This window comes from Streptococcus sanguinis SK355 (assembly GCF_000212855.1).
In the GTDB taxonomy this organism is placed as follows: domain Bacteria; phylum Bacillota; class Bacilli; order Lactobacillales; family Streptococcaceae; genus Streptococcus; species Streptococcus sanguinis_A.
Map to the genome: position 1 here is coordinate 1,886,532 of NZ_GL890993.1, position 21,102 is coordinate 1,907,633.

Annotated in this window: 23 protein-coding genes and 2 pseudogenes; 2 read left to right on the forward strand and 23 right to left on the reverse strand. The window is 39.0% G+C overall.

What is annotated here, in order from left to right:
- Nucleotides 1–120 precede the first annotated feature (120 nt).
- Nucleotides 121–579: a hypothetical protein gene (locus tag HMPREF9389_RS02340; RefSeq protein WP_002930680.1), complete on the forward strand. Its 459-nt coding sequence runs from the start codon at nucleotides 121–123 to the stop codon at nucleotides 577–579.
- A gap of 251 nt (nucleotides 580–830) precedes the next feature.
- Here HMPREF9389_RS02340 and HMPREF9389_RS02335 read toward each other — a convergent pair whose 3' ends face one another.
- The 21 genes and pseudogenes from HMPREF9389_RS02335 to lepA all read right to left on the reverse strand — a co-directional run bounded on the left by HMPREF9389_RS02335 (nucleotide 831) and on the right by lepA (nucleotide 18,559).
- On the reverse strand, nucleotides 831–1,424 hold the full coding sequence (locus HMPREF9389_RS02335) for a TipC family immunity protein (protein ID WP_162091602.1): 594 nt from the start codon (nucleotides 1,422–1,424) through the stop codon (nucleotides 831–833).
- 5 nt (nucleotides 1,425–1,429) lie between these two features.
- Nucleotides 1,430–3,079, reverse strand: coding sequence for a hypothetical protein (locus HMPREF9389_RS02330; protein ID WP_002930682.1), 1,650 nt, complete (start codon nucleotides 3,077–3,079; stop codon nucleotides 1,430–1,432).
- Complete coding sequence (locus HMPREF9389_RS02325) at nucleotides 3,079–3,633, reverse strand: DUF3958 family protein (protein WP_002930683.1); 555 nt, start codon at nucleotides 3,631–3,633, stop codon at nucleotides 3,079–3,081. Before HMPREF9389_RS02325 ends, HMPREF9389_RS02330 begins: the two co-directional genes overlap by 1 nt.
- Nucleotides 3,634–3,685: 52 nt before the next feature.
- Nucleotides 3,686–3,958: a TIGR04197 family type VII secretion effector gene (locus HMPREF9389_RS02320; RefSeq protein ID WP_002930685.1), complete on the reverse strand. Its 273-nt coding sequence runs from the start codon at nucleotides 3,956–3,958 to the stop codon at nucleotides 3,686–3,688.
- 177 nt (nucleotides 3,959–4,135) lie between these two features.
- Nucleotides 4,136–4,921: an alpha/beta fold hydrolase gene (locus tag HMPREF9389_RS02315; protein ID WP_002930686.1), complete on the reverse strand. Its 786-nt coding sequence runs from the start codon at nucleotides 4,919–4,921 to the stop codon at nucleotides 4,136–4,138.
- A gap of 187 nt (nucleotides 4,922–5,108) precedes the next feature.
- Nucleotides 5,109–5,888, reverse strand: a complete 780-nt coding sequence (locus tag HMPREF9389_RS02310; RefSeq protein ID WP_002930687.1) for an alpha/beta fold hydrolase — start codon at nucleotides 5,886–5,888, stop codon at nucleotides 5,109–5,111.
- A 15-nt stretch (nucleotides 5,889–5,903) separates the two neighbouring features.
- Nucleotides 5,904–6,452, reverse strand: coding sequence for a putative immunity protein (locus HMPREF9389_RS02305; RefSeq protein WP_002930692.1), 549 nt, complete (start codon nucleotides 6,450–6,452; stop codon nucleotides 5,904–5,906).
- Between the two features lie 140 nt (nucleotides 6,453–6,592).
- On the reverse strand, nucleotides 6,593–8,365 hold the full coding sequence (locus tag HMPREF9389_RS02300; RefSeq protein ID WP_002930698.1) for a hypothetical protein: 1,773 nt from the start codon (nucleotides 8,363–8,365) through the stop codon (nucleotides 6,593–6,595).
- 75 nt (nucleotides 8,366–8,440) lie between these two features.
- Nucleotides 8,441–8,680: an RNA-binding protein KphA gene (gene kphA, locus HMPREF9389_RS02295; protein ID WP_002895313.1), complete on the reverse strand. Its 240-nt coding sequence runs from the start codon at nucleotides 8,678–8,680 to the stop codon at nucleotides 8,441–8,443.
- Nucleotides 8,681–8,699: 19 nt separating this feature from the next.
- Complete coding sequence (gene rpsP, locus HMPREF9389_RS02290; RefSeq protein WP_002895310.1) at nucleotides 8,700–8,972, reverse strand: 30S ribosomal protein S16; 273 nt, start codon at nucleotides 8,970–8,972, stop codon at nucleotides 8,700–8,702.
- 175 nt (nucleotides 8,973–9,147) lie between these two features.
- Nucleotides 9,148–9,837, reverse strand: coding sequence for a YjjG family noncanonical pyrimidine nucleotidase (locus HMPREF9389_RS02285; protein WP_002930699.1), 690 nt, complete (start codon nucleotides 9,835–9,837; stop codon nucleotides 9,148–9,150).
- Nucleotides 9,838–9,867: 30 nt separating this feature from the next.
- On the reverse strand, nucleotides 9,868–10,482 hold the full coding sequence (locus HMPREF9389_RS02280; protein ID WP_002900215.1) for a hypothetical protein: 615 nt from the start codon (nucleotides 10,480–10,482) through the stop codon (nucleotides 9,868–9,870).
- Nucleotides 10,483–10,544: 62 nt separating this feature from the next.
- Nucleotides 10,545–10,897: pseudogene (locus HMPREF9389_RS12350) on the reverse strand (hypothetical protein); the annotation flags it as partial.
- Between the two features lie 283 nt (nucleotides 10,898–11,180).
- Nucleotides 11,181–11,414: pseudogene (locus HMPREF9389_RS11830) on the reverse strand (ClbS/DfsB family four-helix bundle protein); the annotation flags it as partial.
- A gap of 94 nt (nucleotides 11,415–11,508) precedes the next feature.
- Nucleotides 11,509–12,423 carry a hypothetical protein gene (locus HMPREF9389_RS02275; RefSeq protein ID WP_032906582.1) on the reverse strand — a complete coding sequence of 305 codons (915 nt, stop codon included), beginning with the start codon at nucleotides 12,421–12,423 and terminating at the stop codon, nucleotides 11,509–11,511.
- A 53-nt stretch (nucleotides 12,424–12,476) separates the two neighbouring features.
- Nucleotides 12,477–13,310: an AraC family transcriptional regulator gene (locus tag HMPREF9389_RS02270; RefSeq protein ID WP_002930701.1), complete on the reverse strand. Its 834-nt coding sequence runs from the start codon at nucleotides 13,308–13,310 to the stop codon at nucleotides 12,477–12,479.
- A gap of 197 nt (nucleotides 13,311–13,507) precedes the next feature.
- Entirely contained in the window at nucleotides 13,508–14,002 is a 495-nt protein-coding gene (locus HMPREF9389_RS02265) for a YkgJ family cysteine cluster protein (RefSeq protein ID WP_002930703.1), read from the reverse strand.
- A 154-nt stretch (nucleotides 14,003–14,156) separates the two neighbouring features.
- On the reverse strand, nucleotides 14,157–14,801 hold the full coding sequence (locus HMPREF9389_RS02260) for a hypothetical protein (protein ID WP_080560787.1): 645 nt from the start codon (nucleotides 14,799–14,801) through the stop codon (nucleotides 14,157–14,159).
- A gap of 104 nt (nucleotides 14,802–14,905) precedes the next feature.
- Nucleotides 14,906–15,697, reverse strand: a complete 792-nt coding sequence (gene pnuC / locus HMPREF9389_RS02255) for a nicotinamide riboside transporter PnuC (RefSeq protein WP_002930705.1) — start codon at nucleotides 15,695–15,697, stop codon at nucleotides 14,906–14,908.
- 447 nt (nucleotides 15,698–16,144) lie between these two features.
- Complete coding sequence (locus HMPREF9389_RS11835; protein ID WP_002930706.1) at nucleotides 16,145–16,291, reverse strand: hypothetical protein; 147 nt, start codon at nucleotides 16,289–16,291, stop codon at nucleotides 16,145–16,147.
- 444 nt (nucleotides 16,292–16,735) lie between these two features.
- Nucleotides 16,736–18,559, reverse strand: coding sequence for a translation elongation factor 4 (gene lepA, locus HMPREF9389_RS02250; protein ID WP_032906585.1), 1,824 nt, complete (start codon nucleotides 18,557–18,559; stop codon nucleotides 16,736–16,738).
- A 122-nt stretch (nucleotides 18,560–18,681) separates the two neighbouring features.
- On the opposite strand from lepA, the gene HMPREF9389_RS02245 reads away from it, so the two are divergent.
- Nucleotides 18,682–19,497, forward strand: a complete 816-nt coding sequence (locus tag HMPREF9389_RS02245) for a Cof-type HAD-IIB family hydrolase (protein ID WP_002930711.1) — start codon at nucleotides 18,682–18,684, stop codon at nucleotides 19,495–19,497.
- A gap of 76 nt (nucleotides 19,498–19,573) precedes the next feature.
- Here HMPREF9389_RS02245 and HMPREF9389_RS02240 read toward each other — a convergent pair whose 3' ends face one another.
- Nucleotides 19,574–19,939: a TIGR02328 family protein gene (locus HMPREF9389_RS02240; protein WP_002930712.1), complete on the reverse strand. Its 366-nt coding sequence runs from the start codon at nucleotides 19,937–19,939 to the stop codon at nucleotides 19,574–19,576.
- Between the two features lie 51 nt (nucleotides 19,940–19,990).
- Entirely contained in the window at nucleotides 19,991–21,085 is a 1,095-nt protein-coding gene (hemH, locus tag HMPREF9389_RS02235) for a ferrochelatase (RefSeq protein ID WP_032906586.1), read from the reverse strand.
- Nucleotides 21,086–21,102 lie beyond the last annotated feature (17 nt).

The window sequence follows — 21,102 nt, forward strand, 5'->3', positions numbered from 1 at the left end:
CTCTTGCCTATATTTATTTGATTAATGTTGCGATTTAACGTATAATTATACATATAGAACCTCAACACCGCAAACACCCAAGTGTGTTTACGCAAAACTAGAAAGAAGTTGGTGATACCTATGGGAAAAAAGTTAAGCAAACTCCTTCTCTCTACTGCTCTTCTAGCCACAACAGCTGCCAGTTTGACTGCTTTGACACAGGTCAAAAAAGGTCAAGCAATGGAAAATGAAACGAGGGAAACTAGAAATATCTCAGCCCTTGACGAAAAAATTGCTCAAATTGATAACCTAACCATCAAGGCTTTCCTAGAATACTATGCTAGTCAGAACATGACCTCCGCATCGTCTCTTCCAATGATAGATGATTTAGAGGCCAATACGCGCATCATCGTTATTGATATAGACTATGCTGACACAAGCATCCCCCCTGCCATTGGAACATCAGTCGATGGATCCGAAGGGCCTGTCGGGGGAACTGTTGATGCTGATGGCAAATACATTGAGTTTGATACCAGTGACCATAGCAAATCCGCAACCGTTCAGGAAATTCGAGATGCTATTGCTGAGATACTTGGGTAGACTCATTTTAATATTAAAATTACCAGCTAAAACAAACGAAGTCATTAAAAAATAAACGGCAAGCTTGACGAAAGGTTTACTTATTTCAAAGACCGTCAATTTCAAACTCAAATATGATAATAGTTTACATAAAAAACGCATAAAACCAATGTTCACAGAAGCATTAATTTTATGCGTTTTGACTATTAAAAAATTTTTTCCACTACCTCTTTGTTAGAAAGGTAATTCATATTATCACAGCTATGCCTCTCTTACTTCCATTTTTTTACAACCTTTACATTGCCTTTATCACCGGGAGAAAAGCGGCCGCTTGAAACAGCTTCCCATTCTTTGAGGAAAACTTTCTCAAACAAAGAAAACTTTTCTTCAATCTTAGCTTGAGTCAAGCCATAACTTTCAAACTTATCTCTAGGAATGACAATATCTTTGCTGTCATAGTCTAGCAGTTTAGCTTCCTGTGTGAGAGACTTCGTCTTTATATCATAACTAGCTGTCAAGGAAAGCTGAACGTTCTCATCCCATTTCTCCTCATAGTCAAAAATAAGCATCTGATTTTTATTTGCGATAATATTGAGATTGCTGTTTTCTGGGAAATTCTTTGATTTATAGATTACCATCACTGTTCCAGCCTGAAAGTCCGAACTATCCTTTTCCGTGACAAGGTCTGCTCCTTTTATTTTCAAGAGCTTCATCTGACTCTTATCGCCAGAACCCACATATTGGATTTCATCCTTGTAAATCTCATCAAAAATACTGCTAGACTGACTACTCTGATAGTAAAAGACTAGAAAAATAACTACCAAAAGTAAGGCAAGAACTGATATAAAAATTAGATTCTTTTTCATAATTATCATTCACTTTCTGCATAATTTCCCAGTTGATTATCGCGCTCCTCTAAACTTCTGAGGAAGTTATAAGAGTCAGGATAATGTTCTTTAATATAGGCGAGTTTTTCTTCATCAGTCCGACTGACATATCGAAATCCATCTTTATTAGATGCAGGTACCATTTTTAGCGGAACCATATCGAAAATTTCTTTTTTTACGTGATTGATATCAGTAGATTTAAGAAAGAGCTCTGAGCGAGTCATCTTGTCTGTATTAGGATCTGCTTTTTCTTCCAGCTGATTGTAATAATAATTAGATGCTTCAACATAAGAAACATTCTTTTCTTTCATAATATTTGTAATATTTACGGCATCTAAATCAGCTTTATAATCAGCATTCCCCATTGAAGGTTTTGCTTCTGCATCTTTTGTCACATCTCCGCGCCAACCTGAAACTTCCTCAAGATCTTTTTTACCCCAAAACCACATTCTTGCCAAGCCCCAACCAGAATACAGATGAGTAGCTGTTGTGATGGACTGATGAGCAAAGTCGGTCTTATTAGCATAGCGTTCATTTTGTTCCCTCCAGTCTTTTAGGAAGGCAGCTTCTATCTCAGAATCAGACATGCCTGAAGTATCATGATTCTCCTTGTATAGCTTTAAACGTTCAGCATAGCGCGCTTTATCTGCTGTAGGATCTACCACCTCGCCAGGATCTAAAGCAGAAAAGTCATTTTGTTTTTTGATTTCATAATACAAGCTTTTAGCTTCAGCATCTGTCAGCCCCATTTTTCTATAGAACTCCTGAGGGGAATCTCCTTCAAGGTTACCTGCAGTATTATCCCACGAAAAACCATCATAGTTTGGAGCTCCTAAAGCTCGGTTGAGCAGGTAATCTCTCTCTTCCTGTGACTTATCAGGGTATTTTGTATCTATCCCCTTTTTAAGTTTGAGTATTTTAAGAGCTGTTTCTTGATTGAAACCATACTGTTCCATAAGGTTTTCGACATATTTTCGCTCTTCTGGCTGTAAATTCGAAAGGTCTGTTGGTTTATAATTTATCAATTTAGTTGCCCAAGTCAAATTCGCTGGCAGAACATAAACACCCTTATTAGCATCCCAGCCAGTACTCAGTTGACTCAGACCGATATCAAGCAGATTTTTCAGAATTTCAATCTCTGAGAAAATTTGGGGCGATGAAAGATTGAAAGCTCTTAGTTTCTGTAATTTTTCTTGGAGTACTCGTCGCGCCTCATTTAAAATATCGAGCATCTTCTGATGGCCTGCCACTAATGCTGGTGCTACCAATGCGCTTGAAAGCATGGAAGCTTTAGTGGTTGTTATCAAGGCATCTAGTTTCTGAATATCAGCTTCTAAATCAGACTCCTTTAAGCTTTCATTGGCAACCTGTATGACATAGAATTCTGGAAATTGCTTGACTGTCTTCCCGACTGCTTCCGATAATAGTTTTCCACCATGGGCCAAAGGGCGAAGAACTCGGGCAGAATAATTTCGAGCAGAATCATAAGCTTTTCCCTTTAGCGATTCCGCACTGGATTCAAAATCTGTCAGACTTCTTTCCAGTTCTTCATAAGCTCTAATTTCCTCTTGTATCATTGTCTGGGTACTGTTCGCTTGAGACTGCGAATCTCCTAAATACATGTCTATACTCATCAATGTTTCCCCTTATCTTCTAAACTGTTAACCATTCGAACGCGCTCATGATGGATTTTATCACGCTCCTCAGAGACTTCTTTTCTTTGCTGTTTTAAAGCACCGCTTTCCTCTTCAAAACTTCCCTGAAAGCTCTGCCAGTTCTGAAAAAAATCATCGCGCATATGCTCAAAGCCATTTTGAGAACTGTAGCGATAAGCCAGATCATCTAAAAAAGCATGCATTTGATGCGCATCAGACTCTACAGACTCATAGTATTCAGTAATCTTTTTTAAATCACCATCTATCTGATATTCCTTTTCCAATAAGTCCGATTCTTTGCGGCAAAGATCCTCAATCTGCTCCTCTGGGGACTTTATTTTTTCCTGCTCTTTCTGATATCGCTGGCTTATCTTATACATAACCTTATCTTGATTAGCCAGCATTCGCTTCAGCTCTTCCTGCTCCCGCAGATTTTGCAGCTGCTCGCGTTGCGCACGCAAGCGCTCTGCCAGAGTCATATCAGGATCATATATAAACTTAATTGGCTTCTTCTCTGTATTTTCTTCTTCCATGAGCAGTCTGTTCTCCTTGATTTCTGGGTAAGCGGAGTATCTTTAACTTTATTTAACCATTTACAGACTCCGCTATCTGCTGATCCACTGCTTCAAATTCGCCAGCAACACTATGGATATTCGTCACCATTTCAGAGAGAGCATTGGAAATGCCTTGTCTGGCAACTTGGGATGCCTTCATAGCCTCATGAGCATTTGAATTACCCGAAACGGTCGTTTTATCATCCTGTTGGGCCTGTCCGATTCCTGATAAATTGGAACTCCCTTGTTTGATTTTGGTTGCATAGTTCTGAGCATCTGACATACTACTCTTAATTTCAGACATCTTTTTTCTCCTTTATTAAACATACTAACATTTATCTGTAGCATTTTTATTATAATGTCTTTGCAAAACTATTACAAAAAAATACAGGATAATATTTCTCATTAACAAGGAATGTTTTATATTACTTTGAACTTTCTCTACACACCATCATCTTGCTTTTAAATGCTGGCTTCACAATCACATTTCTAAAAGAAACTCAGCTATCTTTTCTGACTGACTCCAATGTAAATAATGATGGTTGCCTCCTAAAATAATCCGAGTATTTTGTGAAGCAAATTTGGAATCTTTATATTCTTGTTCTCGATAGGTCTGACTCAGGATAAAAATCGGAAATTGAAAAGAGATATCTAAGTTTTGAAAATCGCTTTTTGCGATACTGCAATAATGTTGAAATCCTTCTTGTACAGATTTTAATCTATCAGAACTCCTTTCTGCCTTAGCCCATAAGATTTTAAAATCAGCTACTGAAAAACTCTCTTGTCCTATTTTTTTCAGATATTCATATCCTCCACCGAGCGTCTGAACTTTCTCCTGTAAGGATAAAAATTCGGGATAAGGATACTGAGCTAATTCTCCATATAGAACAGAATAAGTGGTTGGTTCAATCAAGATTAGTCCCTGACAAAGCGGCTCTGACTCAGCAACTTTAACTGCTACAATACCACTAATACTGTGCGCGCAAACAGCATACTGGATGACTTTAAACTGCGATAAAACCTCCAAAATAGATTGAACCAAATCGTCCAAAACAAAATTTTCTTGATTTTCGAGTGGGCTTTGGCCAGTATTAGGGTAATCTATTGTTAAATAGCCCCAATTTTTAGGTAACTTCCGAATAACTGGCAAAAAATTTTCATAGGTCGGCAGACTCCCTGCGCCGCTTAAAAATACAGCAATCTTTTCTGCAGGTTGATAAGATACAAATAGCTGTCCTACTTTCGTTTTGATTATTTTTTCTTTCATAATGTTTCCAATCAATTCTTACAAATATCATCTGGGCACACACTACTATCTGAGAGCTAGCTATTTTACTAGCAGAATAAGGACACTCCAATACCAAAAATTATATACCAAAAATTTTTCATATTCAACCAAGATGCGTGTTAGAAGAGGCAGTTGTTAGTATCGCCTTAGATGTATCAGACGTGGTCTAAAAAACCTGCTCAGCAAATTCCTCCACCAAAGCATTAAACTTAGCTGGTTGGCATAGATTCGATGGATCAAACGAATCAGCAATGACAAAATCTTGAGCATGACTAAGGTGTTCCTTAGTTGTTTTCATCATTTGAACTAATTTTCCTGAAAAGTCTCCCGCCAGTAAAAGTGTAGGAATCTTGCACTTATCCAAGGCAGCACGATAATCAATGGCTTGAATTGCCCTGCGCTGCAAAACAGACTCCTCAGATCGCATCCGGTCGAATAAATCAGCAAAATAGGATTGAGCCAAAGACCAGCGTTTATAAATCGGCAAGGTTGATAGCTTCATAAACCACGAGTATTTCACCAAAGGAGCCATAAGTTGAGCCAGAGCATTCATCATTGGTGACAAATCCGTCGCACAAAAAGTATCGCACAAGAAAGCTCCCTTAAAGATTTGCGGATTTTGAGTCATGAGGTGCATGGTTAAGATACCGCCATAGGAAGTCCCTCCGATTATGGCTCGCCTGACGCCTTCTTTTCCCAAAATCGCCAGCACATCTGCTGCCTGTATATCTAGAACCTGATCCGCCTTACAAGTCAGCTGGCTTGATTGCCCATTTCCACGTAGGTCAGGCGCAATAATCTGATAGCGATTCTTAAAAAAATCTATCTGAGACTGAAACATGCCCGAGTCAGCACTCAGACCATGCAGGAGCACGAGCGTTTCTTTGTGACCTCGCCCTTCTATCCGATAGAATACCTCACCATCAGTTCTTTCGATATGGTCCATCCCATTGCCTCCGTTCTACATTTCATTTATACTTTTCAGCCATTCTGTGGCCAATTCTATCTGTTGCTTTCTTTCTCTGATAACTGCTTGCATATCATCTGTACTCTGCAAATTTATTACTTTGACAGCATAATCCGCCGAAACAATGGCATGACCTCGCATGTGGGCTGTTGCGACCGCTTGGGCAAAGACACGCGCAGCATACTTGCTGACTGGTGATTTGGCTTGCTGTGACAGCTGCTGAGCCAAGAAACCAGCCTTCCTCAGCTCATAGGCAGAAACATTTCCCGCAAGTCGCGCTTCAAACACTTCCTGAACTTGGGTCAAGATTTGCTGCTTTTTAAGATCGTCACCAATATCTATCAGAGTCATAAAGCGAGTGGCATGCTCCAATGCCCATTGGGCAAGCTGCTTCTGAGGAAGCTGGACCAAGATTTGCTCCAGTTCCAATCTTTTCTGACTATCATCAAGAATCTTTAGCTTGTAAGGACTAGGTAGACTCACTTGTCCATCCTCATAACACTCTCGTTCATGGTCGTTCCAAGCATAATCTTCTGGTTTCATTGCTTTCTCTTTCTCTCTTACTAGCTAGTCTAAACAAGGTGAAAAACTCCATTATTACTGAAAAGAGATCATTCCTAGTTTTCTTGGAGGTTTTCAAAAAATCCTTCTAAATTTGAAATATATAGATATTTTTATCTAAACTACAAAATAGTATCATTGATATCTTCTAATATCTTAAAACTGAATGAAATAGTCTTATCACCTATGTTACATTGTATATTTCTGTATTTTATTCTTTGCGTAATCAATTCTCTTTTATGATTTGATTGTAAAAGATTTAATAATTGATCGACAGTTGCTTCACCAGAATATAATTGAGGCAATATACCTATAGAGTGTATATCACCTTTTTCACTAATATGAATCTGAGGAGTTCTCCTATTCATAAAATTAGAAAAATCAATCTCATCAATAATATATACTTCATCTTGTTTCGAATTATACTGACTAACATTGGAAACCAACATATTTATCACTCGTTTAATATCACTACTATATATCCCAAGTTTTTTTGCCATTGTTTTTTTCTCATTTTCAATAAAATATTTAGAATTTCTTTTAAATTTTTCTATGTAATTATTTAACTCAACTTGATTCTTATAGAACTCAATGATATTAGTTGGTTGATTTTGTGTTTTAGCTTCCAGAATAACTAAAGTCCCATCTTTAAAAAAAATTCCGTCAATTTCATATGTCTCCCCAGCAATACTCCGTTTTATTCCATCAGACTGTTTAGAAAATTGTTTTTTTGCTAAGCCGTTAATATGACGTTCAAAATTTCTTCCTTTTTGATTTATTCCAGTCTCTTTACTTTGTTGTTTTTTTGATATAACAGATAAAATTGTTCTTGAAAAATCTGTATATAAAACCAAACTAGATAGTAGAACATAAACTTCTTCAAACTCTATAAGTGGATTATCATATAAATCTCTAGAAGAAGTTTTAAAAATTAGTTGCTTAAGCAAGTATTCTGGCAGTCCTTTATCAAAAAACAGCTCTCTTAATTCGTTCTTTGAAATCACTACAATTCTTTCATCAGATTTATCGCATAATTCGTATAAAAGCCAATAAGCATCCATCCACTGTCTTAGTTTAATACCATCATATTCTTCTTCAAAATTCTTAGTATAAAAATATTCTTTAACCTGTTTCTCTAATAGTTTATATAAATTTTGTTTTACATCAGATTTTTCTAATTTAGTATCAAAATCAAGATTGGGGTTACAAGCCAAAAGGCCTCTAAAATCTTTTAAATCTAAATAAGTTGCTAAAGCATATAATCGTTTTTTACTAAAATCACCTATCTCTTTAATATGAATTTGGTTATCATAAATCTTAAATTCAATGTCACTGTATGTCCATAAGTCAATTATTAAACTAAAAATATTCAAGTGACCAAAAATAGAAAAAATATTTTCAATTTCTGACTGAGTTAAACTAGCGCCTTCTTCCCATTTAAAGACTGTCTTTTTTCGAAGCGCGTCTTTTAAAACATCTCCTAATCTTAGCCAAATTTCTTCAATTCCATCACTTAAATCTGTAAGCCTGTTGTTACCATTCTTAAAAGATTCATAGTACGCTTGTGCGTAGTATAATGATGATTGTAGAACATTTTTCTTTGTGCTATCTAAAAGAGAGTTTTTTTCAATCTGAATCATCTCATAAAGTTGATTCAAGATTGAGACCTCATATAGAAATTTATTTACAATCTGTTCATTCAATATATAAAATTTCTTCACTAAAATATATTTAGCTATAAGTTTAGTACCATCACTAGAATTTCCACTTGTAAAAACCCCAGATAATTTCAATAACTTGATGTAGTCATTGACATCATGAGCCTCATATAAATGTTTATAAAATTCAACAGTATTAATTTTGTTTTTATATTTATTAGTATTCCAATATTTCATAAATTTTTAAAACCATAAAATAGCAAGAAAATATCTTCCGCTCTTCACAAAAAAGCGAGACATCTGTCCCGCTTTTTATTTCTCATCAATAACGATGCGAACTTTTTTGTATTCAGTTGGGACAGAGTAAACAATCGTCCTTATAGCGGAGATAGTACGACCTTTACGACCGATTACACGTCCAACATCACTCTGATCAAGATCCAGGTGATATTCTAAAAATTCAGGTGTATCCTCAATCTTGATAGTTAAGGCATCTGGCTGTGAAATCAAAGGTTTCACTATCGCAATAATTAGATTTTCAATCGTGTCCATATGTCAACCTACGCTTCTATTATTTAGAGTATTTTGAATCGTGGAATTTCTTCAATACGCCTTCTTTTGAAAGGATGTTGCGTACAGTATCAGAAGGTTGTGCACCATTACCCAACCACTCAAGGATACGGTCTTCCTTCAAAGTCACTTGGTTTTCAGCTACAAGTGGGTTGTAAGTACCAACTGTTTCGATGAAACGTCCGTCACGAGGTGAACGTGAGTCTGCAACATTGATACGGTAGAAAGGTTTTTTCTTAGAACCCATACGAGTCAAACGGATTTTTACTGCCATTATTAAGGTCTCTTTTCTTTATTTTTTCTTTTGGTGAAATAGCAAAGCTATTAAGCACATGTTCTATTATAGCAGATTAAAAACAGCTGTCAAGTTTTTTTCTTGACAGAGTTAAAAATTTTTTAGATTAGTCTTTCTCGTTTAAACGGACAATAGTTTTTCATTTGAAGTCTCCTTATGGAACCAATAGTCTGATAATGTCGTCATAAGAATAAGCGGTATAGGTCAGTTGAAAAAGACTTTCATTTTCTAGCTGCTTGGGATTGTACCAGATAGAGTCCAATCCAGCATTATTAGCGCCAGCAATATCAGCTGTCAAGGAGTCTCCAATCATCAAAGTCTGATACAGGTCAAAATCTGGTATCTGCTCTGCTATTTTTTCATAAAATAAAGCTTCGGGCTTCTGAGTTCCCATCTTTTCCGAGATAAAAATATGGTTAAAATAGGGTGAAATGTCGGAATTGGCCATGCGGCCAGTCTGAATAGCTGTGATGCCATTAGTCGCTCCGTAAATTTCATAATCAGCTGCTGTCAGACTGTCCAAAAGCTCGCTAGCACCAGCGTAGGTTTGGCCTTGCTGAGCAATATGCTGCTGATAAAGGAAGGCTAACTCGGCACCATCCTTCTCAATGCCAAAATGGGCAAAAAGTCGAGAAAAGCGAGTATTGACCAGCTCCGGCTTGGTGATTTTCCCCTGCTCCAGTTCCCGCCAAAGCCCCTTGTTCATGGGAATATAATAGTCTTTGTAGGTCTGAATCTCCGTTACGCCCTGCTCCTCCAAAAAATGAGTCAAGGCAATGTCTTCTGCCGTATCAAAATCCAGCAGCGTATGGTCAAGGTCGAAAAGTAGAAATTTGTAGGACATTAAATTTCCTTTCTAAGTGAGAAAAAGTCGCTAATATTTATTTGGGAAATATTCTTTTCCCAACTGCCATAAATACTGATCAATCTCTTTTAGATTAAATTCTTCTAAATCGTAGTATTCTCTAAAAGCAATAATTATATTTTTAAATTTTTGATAATCTTTTAGATCTGCATTCTTAAATTTGGAAAATTTATCTGTTTTTCTAAAATATTTTAATACCTTTTCTACATAGCTATCATAAATAGGGTATTCTTTAGGATTATGATGAGAACAGTATTTGGTAGAAAAAGAATAGAACTTTCTAGTTACTCCATTAATAGCAACATTTTGAATTTCATTGACTAAAGTTGCATCACCTTGTCTCAACCTCTCATCAATTTTAAGACTCAGTATATGCTCTGCAACTGGATAAACTGAAAAAATATTTGTGCTATAAAAATCATTTAATGTAGCAACCTTTAATAAAATATCAGAAATTTCTTCGTTCCTTGGTAATAGCTCAAAAAACAATTTATCTAAAGCATCTTCTTGCAACTTATAATTTTTAAGATTATTCCACGATTTCAAGTATTTTTCAACTTCAATAGCTGACGGTCTAGAAATAACAATATCTGATTTCTGTTTTCTATCGTAGTTTATTTGCATATCTATCTCACTTCTAGTAGTTATTCATAAAATTCGATAGATTAATTATATCATATTACAAAACGAATCAGTGTAGCTAAGATAGCCACTTGGAAACTCTGTGTATTCCAGACAATAAAAGGAAAAACTGAAATAAGTAAAACAAGGTCTAGTATTCTGAAACCACCATAAAGTTTGGGGACACTTCCACTTCCAAACTGGGGATTCGACAGTCTTCTAATCAAAATTGCCCAATAAAATGAACCTTGAAGCAAAATAAATATCAGTAAAGACAAAGGATAGAGAATGGTTACTAGACTATTCAAATCAGCAAGCAGATTTTTCAAAAGGATAGGCCGGCTGTGAACTCTCCCAAACAGAGGGACACCAACTCTTTTCTAACTTTCTCTTTTTGTATTTTCATCATCTCACCCATCTATCTATCATCCTAAATCAGAAAAAAACCATTCGAACCAGTTTATAGTCAACACTTCTCAGAATCAAAACATTCTAAGCATCGAACAGATCAATAGCTTCGATATAAATGTGCTCTAAACTTAGAATCACATCAAAATAAATGTTTTAGTGCTATTCTAAGTCTATGACAGCCTTAAATTTTAATTTTTGAAGGATTCTAAAGCTAGAATAGCTTAAAAATCACGAGAATGAAACTATGCGAAGCTTAGAAGAACATTTTCTAAACTTCATACGCACTTTAGCTAATGGCGCTCACAGTTTTTCTGATGAGCTTTGAGTTTTTTACTAGCCCAATCATATTGACTGGAGGTTCTACTGACAAAGCAGGAGCCTAAACTTGTCCCACCCGTCCACTTATAAACACCTTTTGTAAACAATTCGTCATTGGTAAATCTTTCAGCTAAGCCTACAAGCTCTTTATACGTTTGCTCAAGTAGTCTAGTCGCTTCTTCTAAAGACGTTTGAGGTGTTTTCTTACTTCATTATACCATAATCAAAAAGCAGTTATTCATTTTTGAACAACTGCTTTTACTGGTTAATTTTTAAAGTTTAGGAGCATCGTTAGTCTTGTTAATTTACATATAAATCTCTAAAGCGTCGGTCCAATTCTGCTATCTGATAGAGCAAGCGGGATAGTTCTTGGTAATCTTCTTTTAAACACGAAAGGTGGGCTTGACCAAATAGAGTAGCCAATTCCTCTTTTAATCTTGCCCCTTTGGGTTCATGGTCTTTTAAGAATTTACTGAGATAGAGATTTCGAACAGCAGCAAGTTTAAAGCTGAAATACTGATGCAATTGTTTTTGCTCCGTATTTAAGCCGTTTTCAGCAACTGCTTTTGCATAACATTCCAAAACATTACTTTGTCCATCCAGATATCTGGCCCTCATAATCTTTGCTGTTTCTTGATAGATTTCACACTGACTAGGACTTTTGACCTTCCTAAAATTTCCCCACATGGAGAAAGAACCTCTTTTATAGTCGATATTTTTAGCTTCCCAGGCTTTCGAAAATTCTGAGAAAGTCATTTTCATACAAGCAAAGCCTGCTGAATCATGGAAATAGATAAACTCATCATCTAGATCATAAACCGAAACAAAATGGTCCACCCCATACAAATGGATATGATTGGGGTTATAAGTCAGATACCCCATGTCCAAAGGGCCAAGAACAACTGGTCCGCTGAGCAAGAACTTGCTTAGCATTTCTCTGATAGAGAGAAGATTCACAGCATTTGAATCCTTTATATAGTATTCATCATAGATAAAGCCCAGAATGTCTAAAGAATGGCTGATAGAACTATCTGGCATCCCATTATCAAAGAAGACTAAGGGGTGTTTTTCATCTTCCTTTACAATACTAGCGCCATTTCCCATCACCATAATGGCTTCCAAAAACTCAGAGCGAACATCATAACCATACGAATGTAGCGCCATCGCAAGTGAATATGTATAACAAAGAGAAACGTCCCCAAAATATATCTGCATAGCATCATCCTCCTCTGTAATCAACGCCTAAAAAATGACTTGCAATCACCATTTTATTTCACCACTGGAATCCAGAGTTCCATTTGATAGTCTGGAGAAGACATGTCTCCCTCGGTGTAAACTTCAAAATCTGGTGCTCCTGAGTGGCGATAGCCAGTTTCTGGAAAAAAGACTTCCAAAACATATTTCCAAGCATGGTGGATGCTTGTTGGTATCGCACCCTTGACTGGTACGATAGCATATTCAGCTTCTGCGATTTCTTTGATTGACAGACCTAGTTCTTCTGCTTTGGCTTTATCCTTCACATCATAGGCAGCCATATAGTTGATAATTTCGCCTTCTTTGACATCCGAGCAGACACCAAAGGATTGGTCACTGCCCAGACTTTCTAGGCTTTCAAAGCTGTGATTTGCATAGAGCTGCTCCCATGCAGACGGGCACTGGCTATTGTCAATAGCTTCCAATAGGACGCCTGCTACGGTAAAAGCAGGTTTCTTTTGAATCTTGATATCCATGTTCTTTCCTCCTGTAATCTTTAAAGATAATTGAAGTCTAGGAAAGATCCGATAAGGTTTTCCATTTCGAACTTCTGAGGGAGTCGCACCATGGAATTTCTTGAAGGCTGCGCTGAAGGCATCCGCAGACTCATAGCCATATTTCAGTGCTATATCAATGACTTTCTCAGAGCTTTCCCGCAAGTCTGTCACAGCTTCTGACAACCTGCGATTGCGTAGATATTCTGCTAAAGTCATATCTGCTAGAATAGAAAAGAGCCTGCTAAAGAGAGCATAAGAATAGCCTGACAGCTGCTGGAATTGCTGCAAGTCCACTTCTGCGTCCAACTTGCTTTCTAGATATTCCATGGTTCGATTGAATTGATGCATCATATTCTTTTTCACCTCACAAAAGATACTAAGGCCGTTAAAAGCAAAGTGAAAATAGGAAAAATGACGGAGGGGCTCCTGCTCCGAGAAAATTTCATCCTTCTCACACAGCTTTTAAGCCGTCTTCAATTCTAACTATAGTCTAACAGATATAAGATACTTCCGCCCTAGAATTTTTGTACAAGATTTAGAGGGGGATTCTACAACCTATCCCGCAACTTCTCCACAAAGAGATAAGCCGCAGGACAGGTCAGGGTATTTTTGATTGTCAGATGATTAATCTGATGAATCTTCTTGCGGTCTGTGTGAGGGAACTCACGGCAGGCCTTGGGACGGACATCGTAGATTGAGCAGAGATTGTCTCCACCTAAAAAAGGACAAGGCATCGCCTTGAAAACCTTGTCACCGTCTTCGTCCACCTGCAGAAACTCCTCTTCAAAAGCCGGCAGCTTCATCTTGAAAAACTTGGCAATGCGGACAATGTCGGCTTCCTTAAAGTCTGGCCCCAGAGTCTTACAGCAATTGGCGCAGGCTGTACAGTCAATCTCCTCAAAGACCTCATCATGGATTTGCTGGGCAATTTTATCGAGGTTTTTTGGTGGCTTTTTCTTGAGATTTGTTAAAAATTTTCGATGCTCTTTCTGTTTCTGCAGAGCTAGTTGATGGTATTTTTCAAGGTCGATTTCTTGAGTCATATATTTTTCTTTCTGTATTCAAATTGTTTTTATTATATCATAAAATGAGCGCTCTTAAATGTTGTCAAACCCCAAAAACATGACATATTCCACCTCACAAAAAAATCTGAGAACGAGTCCCAGATTTGCTTTTTATAAACTTAGAGAGTTATCATCAAATGCTTGTTCCGCCGTCCTTGCTGACGCTCCAAGTTTCTTCGATATAAGGGATAAACTCATACAGAGTATCTTCATCGCCTTCAAAGGACATCATATAGACCTTATCGCCTTGTTTGAAGACCCAAACCGTTAGATTTTGAGTGGATTTTAAAATAACATTAATCTGAAAGGCTTCATTTCCAGCTACGGTACTCTTTGCACCCCAAAAATCATCGACTTCCTTATTATCCTTCCAGTGGTAGGCAATCCGTTGGGCAATGGTTTCAGCGTTGAATTCTTCCCCTTCTCCAATATTGGCTTTTTCTTTTGTATAAGCATTCATCGTGACAATGTTATAACCACTTCCATCCGTATACTGGACGCTGTCGCCACCATCTACGTCTGTAAACTTAATCCAATTATCAGGAATACTAATATAGCCATAATCATCAGAGCCGACGCGCATAGTACCAGTTGTCTTTGACGAATCTTTTTCTCTACGACTGCTACTGCTTGTATCGCTGTCATCTCTCAGGGAAACCCGACTGGAAGAATCAGATGGTTTACGACTGCTATAGCTCCTGATAAGACTACAAGAGGACAGAAAGAGACCTGCTAAGATAGTCAGGGAAAGCAGAAAGTACTTCTTTTTCATGGTCATTCCTTCCTAAATCTAATAAATTTTACCAATACTAGTTTACCATATTTTTAGGACGAAAGGAAAGAGAGACATTGTCACATCCGATTTCTTTTCCGTTTATAGGACTATGCTTTTTTAGCGGCCTTATTCCACTGGTACCATCCGACCAAACTGTTGATTAAATAGATCAAATATTTCCCTTGAATCTGAAGACTTTCACCCCACCAGAGGTAGATAGAAAAAACATTGGTCGCTGCCCAGAAAATCCACTGTTCACGATAAACAGCCGTCATCAGGATTTGCCCTACACCATTTGTCGCATCTGTGATTGAATCACGATAAGGACGATTGGCACCCACAGACTGATAAATCAAGCCAAAGACCAACCACCAAAGCACACTGAGTGATAGATATTTTGTCCATCCTTTGGCATCTAGCTTACGAGCAACAAACTCTTGCTTTTCTTTTTTGAACTGACCTTGATAAATCCACACCAAGAGGCCAATTGGCTGCATGATGGTAAAGTAAAGAGTCGTCAAGACCTCGCCATAGAAGCCTTTCTGCAAAGCCAAAATCAAGTAAATCACAGAATTGATCAAACCAAAGAGGTAATTGCTAGCCCGTCCTTCAGAAACGAAGATCACACAGATAATCCCAGTCAGACTGCAAATCATCCCCGTCCAATCCACGATGCGATGTTCATATATCAGCTCCAGCCAGAGCGGAAAACTCCCTAGAATCAAGAGGTAAACCCATTGACCTAGACTGCGATGAGCAAACAAATCGTCCCAGATAAGCTTCAAGGTACCAGAAAAGCCGAGCTTCTTCATGCTAGTCACCATGCGTTTGTAGCCACCAGACATTTCAGAAAGCGTCAGCTTCATGTTTGCGATTTTCTTTTGGATATAAGTATTCATTCTTTCTCCTTTTGTTTTTTAAGAGCCGTGTCTAATTGACTTACGGATGCAACGCTCTACTATTTTTGAACACGCACAAGATTTCTCTTATGTAATATTCACATTTTATCATATCCCTATTTCAGAAAATGTCAAGTAAAATCCAAAAAAGATTTCCTAACGTTCGGATTTTAAGAAAAGACCTACAAGTTTTTGTAGGTCTTTTCACTTGAATTTAGTAGTAGTCGAATATTTTTTCTGATTTGTCACTATCTTTTTGTGAAGCATAATAGATGCATCATTAAAATTTGACGATTTATGATTGCTATAATTTTCATTAGAGTATAAGTAACAAGAGATAAAGCTACCAAGACTATCAGGAAAGCTAGAAGACATTTTTGAGACTAGGGCATTTCATAGCTGAAAATGCAAAATAATGAGCAAACTAGTTTCAAATAATTATCAACTCTAACAGGAAATTACTAGAACTATTGCGATAAGAACAAAACCAATAATGGAAAAGATTATTATTAGCAACTTAAAGATTCTATCATGGCTAGCATAACGTTCTACAAAGGCTTTTTCAGGCTTCTCAGGATTATAATAAACCGTCATGGCCGAGCCTTTTGGAAATATTTCTCTTAACTGTAAATTATTTCCAGCACCAAGAATATATTTCCTGTCAAAGACACCCTTTTGCTCTTTCTTCCTAGGAGTTTCTACATAATAAGGATATTCAATTTTTTTCTGTATATTGTCCCATTCACGAGATATTCTACAACAGGCAAAGGGATAGCCATTTCATTACGGTTGTCATAATCAACCACAAGACCTTCAATTTTAGAAGTACATTTTTTCTGAATATTCTTCTCCCGTCGATAGAATAGGTATAAAACCAAATTTGTAAGACCAATAAAGAAAATTATGGCTATTATCAAGATAATCGGTTTATCCAAGATTTGCCTCAGTCTCCTATTTCCAAGCTCAGGTGAATAACATCAACTGAAATTTTCTTCTCTTTTATAATTCAGGGCTCAGGCGAATAAAGTTCATCGGACTTTATTCCTCATCCATACTCAGGACGCTGAGGAAGGCTTCTTGTGGAACTTCGACAGATCCGATAGCTTTCATCCGTTTTTTACCGGCTTTTTGTTTTTCTAGGAGTTTGCGCTTCCGAGAAACGTCACCACCATAACACTTGGCCAAGACATTCTTACGCAGAGCCTTGATGTCTGTCCGAGCCACGATTTTCTGACCAATAGCAGCCTGAATGGGTACTTCAAATTGCTGACGAGGAATGATTTTCTTGAGCTTGTCTACAATCAGCTTACCACGCTCATAGGCAAATTCCTTGTGAACGATAAAGCTGAGAGCATCGACCTTGTCGCCATTAAGGAGAATATCCATCTTCACCAGCTTGGACGAGCGATACTCAGAGATTTCATAGTCAAAGCTAGCATAGCCTCGAGTAGAGGACTTGAGCTTATCAAAGAAGTCAAAGACGATTTCAGCAAGCGGAATTTGATAGATGACATTGACCCGATTATCATCAATATAGTCCATGGTCACAAAGTCACCGCGCTTGCGCTGGGCCAGCTCCATCACCGCTCCGACAAATTCCTGGGGCACCATAATCTGCGCCTTGACATAAGGCTCCTCGATGGAATCAATCTTGGTCGGGTCCGGAAACTCGCTCGGATTGGACACATCAAGGGAGGCACCATCTGTCATATTGACCTTATAGATAACAGACGGAGCCGTCATAATCAGATCAATATTAAACTCGCGCTCCAAACGCTCCTGAATGACGTCCATGTGCAGTAAGCCCAGGAATCCACAACGGAACCCAAATCCTAATGCCTGTGATGTTTCTGGCTCAAACTGCAGACTGGCATCGTTTAGCTGGAGCTTTTCAAGGGCCTCACGCAGGTCGTTGTATTTATTGGACTCGATAGGATAGAGACCAGCGAAGACCATAGGATTCATCTGCTTGTAGCCAGCTAATGGCTCAGCAGCTGGATTGTCCGCCAAGGTCACTGTATCTCCGACCCGAGTGTCCTGTACCGTCTTGATAGAGGCTGCGATATAGCCAACATCCCCAGTAGCCAAGAAATCACGACCAATGGCTTTGGGAGTAAAGATGCCGACCTCAGTCACGTCAAAGGTCTTACCATTGCTCATGAGCTGAATGGTATCTCCTGGCTTGACCACACCATCCATAACCCGCACTTGCAGGATTACCCCACGATAGGCATCATAAACTGAGTCAAAAATCAAGGCTTTTAGCGGTGCTTCTACACTTCCAGTCGGAGCTGGAACTTTCTCCACAATCTGCTCTAAAATTTCCTCAATTCCGATACCAGCCTTGGCAGAAGCCAATACGGCTTCGCTAGCATCCAGTCCAATCACGTCTTCAATTTCTGCCCGCACCCGCTCTGGATCCGCAGCTGGCAGGTCAATCTTATTGATGACTGGCAGGATTTCCAAGTCATTATCCAGCGCTAGATAAACATTAGCCAAGGTCTGAGCCTCAATCCCCTGAGCCGCATCCACAACCAAAATAGCCCCTTCGCAGGCCGCTAACGACCGCGATACCTCATAGGTAAAGTCCACGTGTCCCGGCGTGTCAATCAAGTGGAAGATATAGGTTTCACCGTCCTTGGCGGTATAATTGAGCTCGATAGCATTGAGCTTAATGGTGATGCCGCGCTCCCGCTCCAAGTCCATGCTGTCCAAGAGTTGGGCCTGCATTTCCCGACTGGAAACCGTCTCAGTCGCCTCCAAAATCCGGTCAGCCAAGGTTGATTTCCCGTGGTCAATGTGAGCAATGATGGAGAAATTGCGGATCTTCTCCTGACGTTTTTTCAAATCTTCTAAATTCATTTTTCTCATCCTTTTAGGGTATTCTATTTATTATAACACAAGACCAGTGATTTTTCCTATAGGCTCGGACTTTCTCTATAAATTATGCTATACTAGTCAGAGAATAATTTTGGAGACACTTTATGATTAAAATTCTTGCACTTGATATGGACGGCACCTTGCTCAACAGCAAAAAAGAAATTCCCCAGGCTCACATCGAAGCTCTGCACCGAGCTATTGAAAAAGGAGTCAAATTGGTTCTTTGCACAGGTCGTCCCTTGGTCGGTGTCAAGCCATACTATGACAAGCTGGGCCTGGCACAAGAAAACGAATATGTCATCGTGGACAATGGCTGTGCTACTCATCAGACCAGCGACTGGAGTCTGGTGGACTGGCAAGAGCTGAGCGGTCAGGATATTCGCTATCTCTACAGCCTGTCTGAAAATAGCCCTGTCCAGCTGACTCTCTTTGATGAAGAGCATTATTTCGTCGTCGGAGAAAAAGCTAGTTCCTATGTCGTGAATGATGCTAGCTTAGTATTCACCACTCCAACCGAGATTAGCCTAGAAGGAGCTTGCAGTGGTCAACACAGAATGTTCCAAGCTATGTTTTTAGGCAGCCAAGAGCAGGTAGATGCTTTTGAAGCTGACTTTGGCCAAGAAATCTGCCAGCGTTTCAGCGGTGTTCGCTCTCAGCCAGTCATTTACGAGGCCATGCCAGCCGGTGTGACCAAAGCCTTTGCCCTAGAGCGATTAGCTAAACAATTGGACGTCAGGCCTCAAGAAATCATGGCAATCGGCGATGCCAACAACGACATCGAGATGCTGGAATATGCAGGTCTCGGTGTTGCTATGGGTAATGCTTCAGACTATGTCAAAAACCTAGCCGATGCCGTCACAGACAGCTGTGAAGAAAATGGGGTCGCTACAGCTATTGAAAAGTTTATTTTGAACTCATAAAAGTCAAAAAGGAAGAGCATTGTCTCTTCCTTTTTGTTCTATAACCTTAATACTATGCCGTCTTGGCACTTGGAAATCAGGAAATATCTATTCCCTTCTCCTTAAGATTTTCCAAGCATTCTTGCAGATAGGCTGCGTCATGCTCAGGATAAATGGGATGTTCGAGCTCCTCAGCTGGCAACTCCTGATAAGGCGAGCAGGTCTTGCCACGGTAGTCCTTATCCAGCCAAAGGGGATCCGGCTGATAGCCCCGTCGTTGCATCTCCTCCATAATCAGCAGGTGATAAGCATACAGGCGATAAGGGCTGTGCTTAAAAACATAGTTGACCGTCGCATGTGGCTTGCCCCACCCTCGTCCACGCAAGGCTGCACACTCTCGGTGCTGGCCTAAAAGCTGCTGGCGCGGAAGTTTTTCAATCAAATCTTGATGCCAAAGTCTCACGGTTTTCTCCTTCTAGAATAATCTTATAAAATCATCAACGAATATGAACAATCAACTCTTGGGCAGCTTTCCTGCTTTCTCCAGCATTTTCTTGACAAAATACGGCATCTTAACATTCTCGCGCCCTTTTTTCTCAATCAGTTTCTTGACGAAATCTGGCATTTTCAGCTCTTCATCCTCTGCAAGAATCTGGCTGCTCTCCTCCGACGGCTGCAATTCATCGAAGGTTTCTTCTTCTGGAAAACATTCTTTGAATGGTTCATGCTCATGGCGACGGATAGTTTGAATCAGAGCCTCAATTAAACGGTCATCTGCATTGGGCATAGGCGGTCTATGATAGGCAACATCCAAATCTTCGCAAAGTTCCTTGCACTCCACGTCATTGTCAAAAAGGACCTCTATATGCTCACTGATAAAGCTAATCGGCACAAAAATATAATGCTGCGGATGTGTTTCTTGCTGACGCATGTAGTCCAGCACGTCAGGTTTGATCCAAGGGAGCCCAATGTCACTCTCACTCTGCCAAACGTTGAGATAATCCTCTTCTGTCAAACCCAACCTGTCAGCAATCAAACGGGCATTGTCATAGATCTGATCAATGTAAGGATCTCCGAAATCCAAGGCCAGAATAGGCACACTGTGGGCTGAAAAGAAAATCTTGAAGGTCTCTTCTCTAACCTCTTCTGTAAGAATCTTTCTCAGCTCCTCTGCCCAATAATCAAGGATAGCTTCTTCCTGATACCATTCCTTAATGATATTAAAGCGGATGGAATCACTCTGGATGAACTTCTCATAACCCATGACAGAATAGTAAGAAAAATGAGGCTCTAGGATCAAACAGATACATTCCTCAATACCATCCTCTTCCATCTGCTTAATCACATCAGGAATAAAAGGACATGAGAATTTATTGGCAAAATAAACCGCATACTCGCCAGCCAAACGCTGACGAACCTTTTCCACCTCTTCTAGACTGATACGCTGCAGAGGCGTTCCACCGATGAGGACATAGTTATCATAGAGGGTCTGAATTTCATGGTCTTGCGGCCTGACACCGCGGCGAATATTGGTAAAAAATTCAGCCACTCCCTCAAAGCTAATCTCCTCTGGCGAGCCAAAAGTCATCATTAGAATTGCTTTCTTCATCATCTTTCCTCTTCAGT